The following is a 7,926-nucleotide window of genomic DNA, read 5'->3' as shown; positions in this document are numbered from 1 at the left end:
ACACCGCCGCCGATACCGATCAGTCCGCTTAAAGCCCCGGCGACAAATCCTAAAAGCACGTAAAGCAGCATGGTAGTCATATTATGTTACCTCCCTTAGAAATACCGTGAAAACCAGAAGAGCAGAAAGCAGAATACCCCGGGCATTCTGATTGTCTCTTTAGTTCCTTTTGTCTCTTACTATTCACTATTCACCGTTCACTATTCACTGCCTTTTATTATAGCGCATATCTTATTCCTTCATCATTCATTCGCACGCAATCGTTGCTTTGATCTTTTCCTGTCCCTGAAGTATCGCAGGATAATCCAGCCTGCAACCAATATGACAAGAGCAAGGATCAGGATATAATCAACCCGCGTGATGTCTTTCTTCAAGATCATGAGGCTGTTGCCGCCAAGATAACCAAGGCCCAGGGTAATCGAGATCGTAATGATCGCGGAGAGGCCATCGGCAATCAGGAACTTTATACGGGAAATGCGCATTACTCCCGAGATGATGAATATGGGCGCTCTGAAGCCGACGAAGTGCCTTCCCAGAAATACCGTCAGGGCACCCCATCGCTTGAATTTCTCTTCAAGTCTCGAGAGAACGGCAGGTGAAACTATCCTGGAAAATCTTTTATGTTCAACGACCATTCTTCCATATTTCCTGCCGATAGAATAGAGGATAAAATCGGCGATCAGCAGGGCCGGATAGATGACCATGAGGGCGGGGGCGAGCTTAACGACACCATGGGCGATGAGCAACCCGCTCGCGATGAGCACCCCGTCTTCCGGAAAGGGGAACCCCATTCCACCGAGGATCAGAAGGCAGAAGATGCCGATATATGTGAAGTGCTGAATAACTGTACCGGGATCAACCATACTGTCACTCAAAAAGGCTGCTTTTTAAAGTCTGCTCTTTCATCAGAGCTTTGCCTTCCTGTAGAAGATCTTTTTCACCACCTCTGCTGAAACGATATAGAGCACGACAATGAGAAGGAGCGTCAAAAGGTATGGGAGCGGTATCGGTGCAAATCCAAAGAGCGTTCCCATAGGGGTATAAGGAAAAAGGATCGTGACCACGGCGACGAGAAGAGTGGCCGTCAGCAATGCCTTGCCCGGTTTGCTTTTCAGGAAGGGCCCCCTGGTGCGGATGACCAGCACGATCATTGACGCAGAGATAACGGATTCCATGAACCAGCCGGTCCTGAATTCTTCGATTGATGCATGGAGGATGAGAAGAAGGACGCCGAAGGTCAGATAGTCGAAAACCGAGCTGAGTAAACCAAAAACCAGCATGAAATTGCGGATGAATTTGATGTTCCATCTCCGGGGCCGGTTGAGCATCTCCTGATCAACGCTGTCGGTGGCGATTGTCATCTCGGGAAAGTCGGTCAACAGGTTCGTGAGGAGGATCTGTTTCGGAAGGAGGGGGAGGAAAGAAAGAAAGAGTGAGGCCCCTGCCATGCTGAACATGTTGCCGAAGTTGGCGCTGGTGGCCATGAAGACATACTTGAGCGTGTTCGCGAAGGTCTTCCTGCCCTCAAGCATACCGTTTGCCAGGACACGGAGGTCTTTTTCAAGAAGTACGATATCAGCCACCTCTTTGGCCACATCCACCGCGCTGTTTACAGAGATTCCCACATCCGCGGCATGTAAGGCGGATGCGTCATTAATGCCGTCCCCCATGTATCCGACCACATTTCCTGATCTCCTCAGGGCAAGGATGATGCGCTCTTTCTGATTCGGCTCAATCTCGGCGAAGATGTCCACGCTGTTGACCCTTTCCATCAGGGCCTCACTACTCATCTCGCGAATACCGGCGCCGTTCAGTATACTGCGGTTCGGGAAGCCCATACGCTCAGCCACACTGGCAGCGACCAGCTCGCTGTCCCCGGTGATAACCTTCAGCGTGACCCCCGACCCTTTGAGGGTTTTGATAACTTCGACGATGTCTCCCTTGAGGGGGTCAAAGAAGACGAGGAAGCCGAGAAATGTCATATGGGCCTCATCGTCCTTTGTCATGGAAGATTGAGAACCTATATCTTTGTATGCAAGACCCAGGGTCCTGAAACCTTTGCCACTCAAGTCCCTGAACCGCTGATAGATCCTCTCCCGAACCGGGGTTATGTCGATAACCTGTCCATCCGGCATCTCCGCGCTGGAGCACACTGCAAGCACGTTAGAAAGGGCGCCTTTTGTTACCATGAGATGGGTGTCGTCCTTTGCCGCGAGAACGGTCAGACGCTTGCGGATAAAATCATAGGGTACTTCGTCGAGCTTGCTCACGTGCGAGAGATCGAACTGCCGGTATTGGAGAATTGCCTCGTCAAGGGGGTTTGTAAAACCCGTCTCGTAGGAGGCGTTGACGTATGCATAGAGAAGCGCCTTTTCGCACTCCCGGCCCTCCACGTCGAGGACAGTGTGCAACTGCACCAGACCCTCGGTCAAGGTACCCGTTTTATCGGAACAGAGGACATTCATGCTCCCGAAGTTTTCGATCGATGCAAGCCGTTTTACGATAACCTTCTGATCGGCCATCCGTTTTGCGCCATGGGCAAGGTTGATGCTGATTATGGCCGGCAGAAGCTGAGGTGTAAGCCCTACCGCCAGGGCAAGGGAAAAGAGGAACGACTCCAGTACCGGCCGGTGGAAATATACGTTGATGGCAAAGATCGATATGATGAGTATCAGGGTGACCTCCAGCAGGAGATAGCCGAAACGCCTGACGCCGCGCTCAAACTCCGTCTCAGGCGGCCTGAATCTAAGCTCTTCAGAGACTTTGCCAAACTCCGTGTCCTTCCCGGTATAGACAACAACCGCCTTCCCGCTGCCGCTTACAACGTGGGTACCCATGAAGAGTGTGTTTGTTCTCCGGCTGAGAGGGGTTGCCTCGTCAAGCGTCCCTGCTTCCTTATCCACCGGGAAGGTCTCCCCGGTCAGTGTCGCCTCGTCAACAAAGAAATCCCTGGATTCAATGATCAGGCAGTCACCGGGGATAATATCTCCTGCGTTCAGCGCGACGATATCGCCGGGGACCGCCTCTTCAACCGGTACTTCCCTGAATTCCCCGTCGCGGAACGCTGTTGTATTGACCTGGACAATGGAAAGCAACCTCTGGACTGCATTGGCGGCCCCGCGTTCCTGCCAGAAACCAAGTAAGCCGCTAATCAGGACTATCGCCAGAATGATCAGTGCATCGGTGACGTCACGGAGCACGAAAGAGAGTCCTGTCGCAAAAAGCAATATGATAATGATCGGGCTTTTGAACTGCGTCAGAAAAAGGGTGAGAGAGTCGTTTCTCTTCTTTTGTTTCAGCGTATTGTAGCCGAAGACCTGAAGCCGCTTCTGCGCCTCGGTCCCGGTCAGACCGTCGGGTGTTGTCTGAAGGCGGGTAAGCACCATATCCGGGGAAAGCGCCCAGAAGGCGTGCAACCCGTTCGTTTCCTTGACCATGCTTAATCCATTATAGTTACTTCACGCCGTTTCTACAATGGTTTATATAATTTAGTATAACAAGATGTGGCATTGGTATGTGGCATGTGGCATTGGTATGTGGCATGTGGCATTGGTATGTGGCATGTGGCATTGGTATGTGGCATGTGTTATAATGGACAGACGGTGGATATTAAAGACATTCTCACCCAAAAGCGCGGGACAATCCTGAAACGCTGGCTTGATCTGATACTCGAAACATACCCTGCCGACGTAGCAAATTTTTTGAGGACCGGAAAAGACAGGTTCACAAACCCCGTGGGTCATATCCTGGCCGAGGGGACAGAGATCCTCTACGACGAACTCATCCGCGATGCCGATCCTGACAGGATATTATCAGCCCTTGACAACATCATACGGATACGCGCCGTTCAGGACTCTCTGCCGTCTCAAGCCGTAGCCTTCATCTTTCTTCTGAAGAAGGTAGTCCGGGAAGAGTTGGAAAAGGCATTCACCGGCGATGCGCTCCTCAAGGCCCTCTCTCAACTGGAAACCAGGATGGACATGATGTCGCTCCTCGCATTCGATGTATACATGAGGTGCAGGGAGGAGGTCCATAATATCAGGAGCGGGGAGATCAGGATGGAACGGGACATGGCGATGCGGCTCCTCAATATTCTGAAACAGCCGGATAAGGGATAATTTCCCGATTGACAGCCCCCGGTTGCTCTGCTACAGTGGAAACAAGTACACTGAATGCACGGTAATCGAATGTACCTTTTATACTCGCTCATCCTTATACTGATTATCATACTCGTCGGTTATATCGGGGCCGGTCTTCTCGGCTGCCATACCCTCTTCGGTATCATAGCGCCCTATTTCGCCCTCGGCGTATTTATCGCCGGTTTTATCTACCGCATCGTTCTATGGGCACGCTCTCCCGTACCGTTCCACATACCCACGGTGTGCGGGCAGCAACGATCCCTTCCGTGGATACGGTCGGATAATAAGGAGAGTCCTCACACCACATGGGGTGTCGTATCGCGGATGGCCCTTGAGGTGCTCTTCTTCCGCTCGCTCTTCAGGAACGACAGGGCTGAGATCCGGCAGCCTCAAAGGCTCCTGTATGGCGGGAACAGGTGGCTCTGGCTCGGGGCAATGGTATTCCACTGGTCATTACTGATCATCCTCATGAGGCACCTGAGGTTTTTCATTGAACCTGTCCCGGGGTGCATCACGTTTCTCCAGGATATCGACGGCTTTTTCCAGTGGCCCCTGCCGTCGTTTTATGTCACCGATATCCTCATTGTGGTCGCCCTCCTGTATCTCTTCGGCAGAAGATTGCTCAATCCGCAGGTAAGGCACATCTCACTCCTGTCGGATTATTTCGCATTGCTCCTCATCGGGAGCATCGCTGTAACAGGGATCCTCATGCGGCACTTCTACAAGGTCGACCTGATGGAGATAAAGCGGTTCGCCCTCGGGATCCTTGCCTTCAATCCCGTGGCGCCGGAGGGAATAGGAACGATATTTTATATTCACCTCTTTCTGGTCAGCGTTCTTCTTGTCTATTTCCCCTTCAGCAAGCTCATGCATGCGGGCGGTGTATTCCTGAGCCCCACGAGGAACCTGATGAACAACAGCCGCATGGTGCGGCATGTCAATCCCTGGGATTACCCCGTGAAGGTACACACCTACGAAGAATATGAGGATGAATTCAGGACAGCGATGAAGGAGGCCGGAATACCGGTCGAGAAAAATGAATGAGGTACGAGGGACGAAAGACGAGGGACGCAAATGCGTCCTTCATCCCAACAACCACGCCATGGCGTGGGAGTGGTCGTCCTTCGTGAGTTTAATACGGAGTAATTGTGGCTGAGGAAAATCTGAAGAAACCTGATGAGATGTTCGAGGTAAGCCTGACACCTGCGACAGGCGACTGGATGAATCCCGCTGTCGAATTCAGGAAAGGGACCTACTGCTACGGCGCCCCGCTGAAGCATCAAAAATACCTCGGTCTTCCCAACCAGAGAGAATGGCAGCCCGCTGATGCGGACTGGAAGCTGCCCCCCGACTGGAAGGAGACCATCCTGGAGGGTATGGAGCGGCTCATCAAGCGGCATCGCTCGTTCCGCCTTTTTCTCGACATCTGTGTGCGCTGCGGCGCCTGCGCGGACAAATGTCACTTTTTTATCGGTTCAGGCGACCCGAAGAACATGCCGGTATTGCGGGCGGAACTGCTGCGTTCGGTATACAGGAGGTACTTCACACCGGAAGGAAGGATCTTCGGCAGATTCGCCGGCGCCCGTGACCTTACGGAAGATGTGCTGAAAGAATGGTTCTACTATTTCTACCAGTGCACCGAGTGCAGGCGATGCTCCGTCTATTGCCCTTACGGCATCGATACCTGCGAGATCACGATGATGGGAAGGGAACTCCTGAACCTTGTAGGCTGCAACATCCAGTGGGTCGTCGAGCCCGCGTCGAACTGCTTCAGAACAGGCAACCACCTCGGCGTGCCGCCGCATGCCTTTCAGGAAACCCTGGGGTTTGCCTTAGACGAACTGAAAGATCTCACGGGGATCGCGATAGACGCGCCCATTAACAGGAAGGGCGCCGAGATCCTCTTTGTCGCGCCGTCGGCGGATTACTTCGCAAGCCCCCACTGGTTCACGTTCCTCGGTTACCTGATGCTTTTCCACGAGATCGGCCTTGACTACACCTGGAGCACCTATGCGTCCGAAGGGGGCAACTTCGGGCTCTTCCATTCGATGGAGCTTGCAAAAAGGCTCAACGCGAAGATATACGCCGAGGCAAAACGATTGAAGGTGAAGTGGGTCCTCGGAGGGGAGTGTGGTCACATGTGGAGGACCCTCCATCAGTATATGGATACCTTCAACGGCCCCGCGGATTTTCTCGAAGAACCTGTGTCGCCTGCAACAGGGACGCGGTTCGAAAATGCGCGGTCAACAAAGATGGTCCATATCACTGAATTCACCGCTGACCTCCTCTACCACAACAAGCTCAGACTCGATAGATCCCGCAACGATCAATGGAAGATCACCTTCCATGATTCGTGCAACCCCGCGAGAGGCATGGGTCTCCTCGAGGAACCCAGGTATATCATCAGGCAGGTCTGCAATCATTTTTACGAGATGCCTGAGAACACGATCAGGGAAAAGACCTTCTGCTGCGGGAGCGGCGCCGGTCTCGGCGCTGACGAAAATATCGAGATGAGGCTCCGGGGCGGGCTGCCAAGGGCCAACGCGGTCAAATACGTCAAAGAGAGATACGGCGTCAATATGCTCGCCTGCATCTGCGCCATCGACAAGGCCGCCCTGCCGCCGCTCCTTGAATACTGGGTCCCCGGCGTCGGCGTATGCGGCGTCCACGAGCTTCTCGGGAACGCCCTTGTCATGGCAGGGGAGCAGGAACGAACGACAAACCTCCGGGGCGAGCCGTTGGAAGCCGGGGACGGAGAGAACGATGTTCGATAAGGGAAAGGTCATAACAGGCATCGTTATCTTCTTCGTCATCCTCCTTATACCCTTCTGGTACAATGCTGTGACGGGAAAGGCAGGATACGTACCGGAATTGAGGCCGGGGACGGACGCAAAAGAGTGTGTCGAAAAGACATCGTTCATGAGGGAAAAACATACGGAGCTCCTCACCAGATGGAAGGAGGCCGTTGTGAGAAACGGCGAGCGTGAGTACAGGGCGTCAAACGGAAAGACTTACGTGATGAGCCTCACGGGGACATGTATGGGATGCCACACCAATAAGGAACAGTTCTGCGACAGGTGCCACAACTACACCAATGTAAAACCCTATTGCTGGGATTGTCATAACATCCCGAAGGTGGCGAAGAAGTAAAGACGTTCGGCGTTAGGCGTGAGGCGTTAGGCGTAAAAAATGCAATAAAGAGTTTGGGGCAGAGAAAAACAGAGATGGATAGAAGGAAATTTATAAAGATTGCGGGGTTTTCGTTAGCCGGACTAACAAGTCAGCAGGGTTTTTCTCTCTTTTCACGTCATGCCCTCGCAAAAACACCCAAATCCGAAGTCCAGCCGGCATTGAAAAGATGGGCCATGGTGGTAGATGTCGGTGCCTGCTCGAAGCAGGCCGGATGCAGGGATTGCATCGAGGCATGTCACCTGACACACAATGTGCCTGATCTCGGAAATCCCAAGGATCAGATACAATGGATATGGAACGCCCCTTATAACGAGGTCTTCCCTGAAGGGTCTCACGAACTCATGCCGGAGGCCGTGAAGAAGGCACCTGTCACTGTTCTCTGTAACCACTGCGAGGATCCTCCCTGCGTCAGGGTGTGCCCCACAAAGGCGACGTGGAAGAGGGAGGACGGCATTGTCATGATGGACTACCACCGGTGCATAGGATGCAGGTACTGCATGGCAGCCTGTCCTTACGGGGCGCGGAGTTTTAACTGGAAAGACCCACGTCCTTTTATCAAAAACATCAACCAGGATTTCCCTACCAGGACGAAAGG

7 protein-coding genes are annotated in these 7,926 nt (G+C 53.0%); 5 read left to right on the top strand and 2 right to left on the bottom strand.

What is annotated here, in order from left to right; genetic code table 11:
- Positions 1-242 precede the first annotated feature (242 nt).
- Both PHU49_11770 and mgtA read right to left on the bottom strand, forming a co-directional pair.
- Complete coding sequence (locus PHU49_11770; GenBank protein MDD5244683.1) at positions 243-863, bottom strand: DedA family protein; 621 nt, start codon at positions 861-863, stop codon at positions 243-245.
- A gap of 42 nt (positions 864-905) precedes the next feature.
- Positions 906-3,437: a magnesium-translocating P-type ATPase gene (gene mgtA / locus PHU49_11765; GenBank protein ID MDD5244682.1), complete on the bottom strand. Its 2,532-nt coding sequence runs from the start codon at positions 3,435-3,437 to the stop codon at positions 906-908.
- A gap of 84 nt (positions 3,438-3,521) precedes the next feature.
- Between mgtA and PHU49_11760 the strand changes: the two genes are divergently transcribed.
- The 5 genes from PHU49_11760 to PHU49_11740 form a co-directional block, all read left to right on the top strand.
- On the top strand, positions 3,522-4,118 hold the full coding sequence (locus PHU49_11760) for an RsbRD N-terminal domain-containing protein (GenBank protein ID MDD5244681.1): 597 nt from the start codon (positions 3,522-3,524) through the stop codon (positions 4,116-4,118).
- A gap of 69 nt (positions 4,119-4,187) precedes the next feature.
- On the top strand, positions 4,188-5,183 hold the full coding sequence (gene dsrM / locus PHU49_11755; GenBank protein MDD5244680.1) for a sulfate reduction electron transfer complex DsrMKJOP subunit DsrM: 996 nt from the start codon (positions 4,188-4,190) through the stop codon (positions 5,181-5,183).
- Positions 5,184-5,287: 104 nt separating this feature from the next.
- Positions 5,288-6,913 (top strand): (Fe-S)-binding protein, encoded by a 1,626-nt coding sequence (locus PHU49_11750; protein MDD5244679.1) that lies wholly within the window; start codon positions 5,288-5,290, stop codon positions 6,911-6,913.
- Positions 6,903-7,289 carry a sulfate reduction electron transfer complex DsrMKJOP subunit DsrJ gene (dsrJ, locus tag PHU49_11745; GenBank protein MDD5244678.1) on the top strand — a complete coding sequence of 129 codons (387 nt, stop codon included), beginning with the start codon at positions 6,903-6,905 and terminating at the stop codon, positions 7,287-7,289. Before PHU49_11750 ends, dsrJ begins: the two co-directional genes overlap by 11 nt.
- Before the next feature lie 74 nt (positions 7,290-7,363).
- On the top strand, positions 7,364-7,926 hold a 563-nt coding region (locus PHU49_11740), incomplete at its 3' end, for a 4Fe-4S dicluster domain-containing protein (protein MDD5244677.1).

This window comes from Syntrophorhabdaceae bacterium, from assembly GCA_028713955.1.
Lineage (GTDB): Bacteria > Desulfobacterota > Syntrophorhabdia > Syntrophorhabdales > Syntrophorhabdaceae > UBA5609.
Note: the sequence above shows the minus strand (reverse complement) of the source record. Positions and strands in the feature narration are given on the sequence as shown.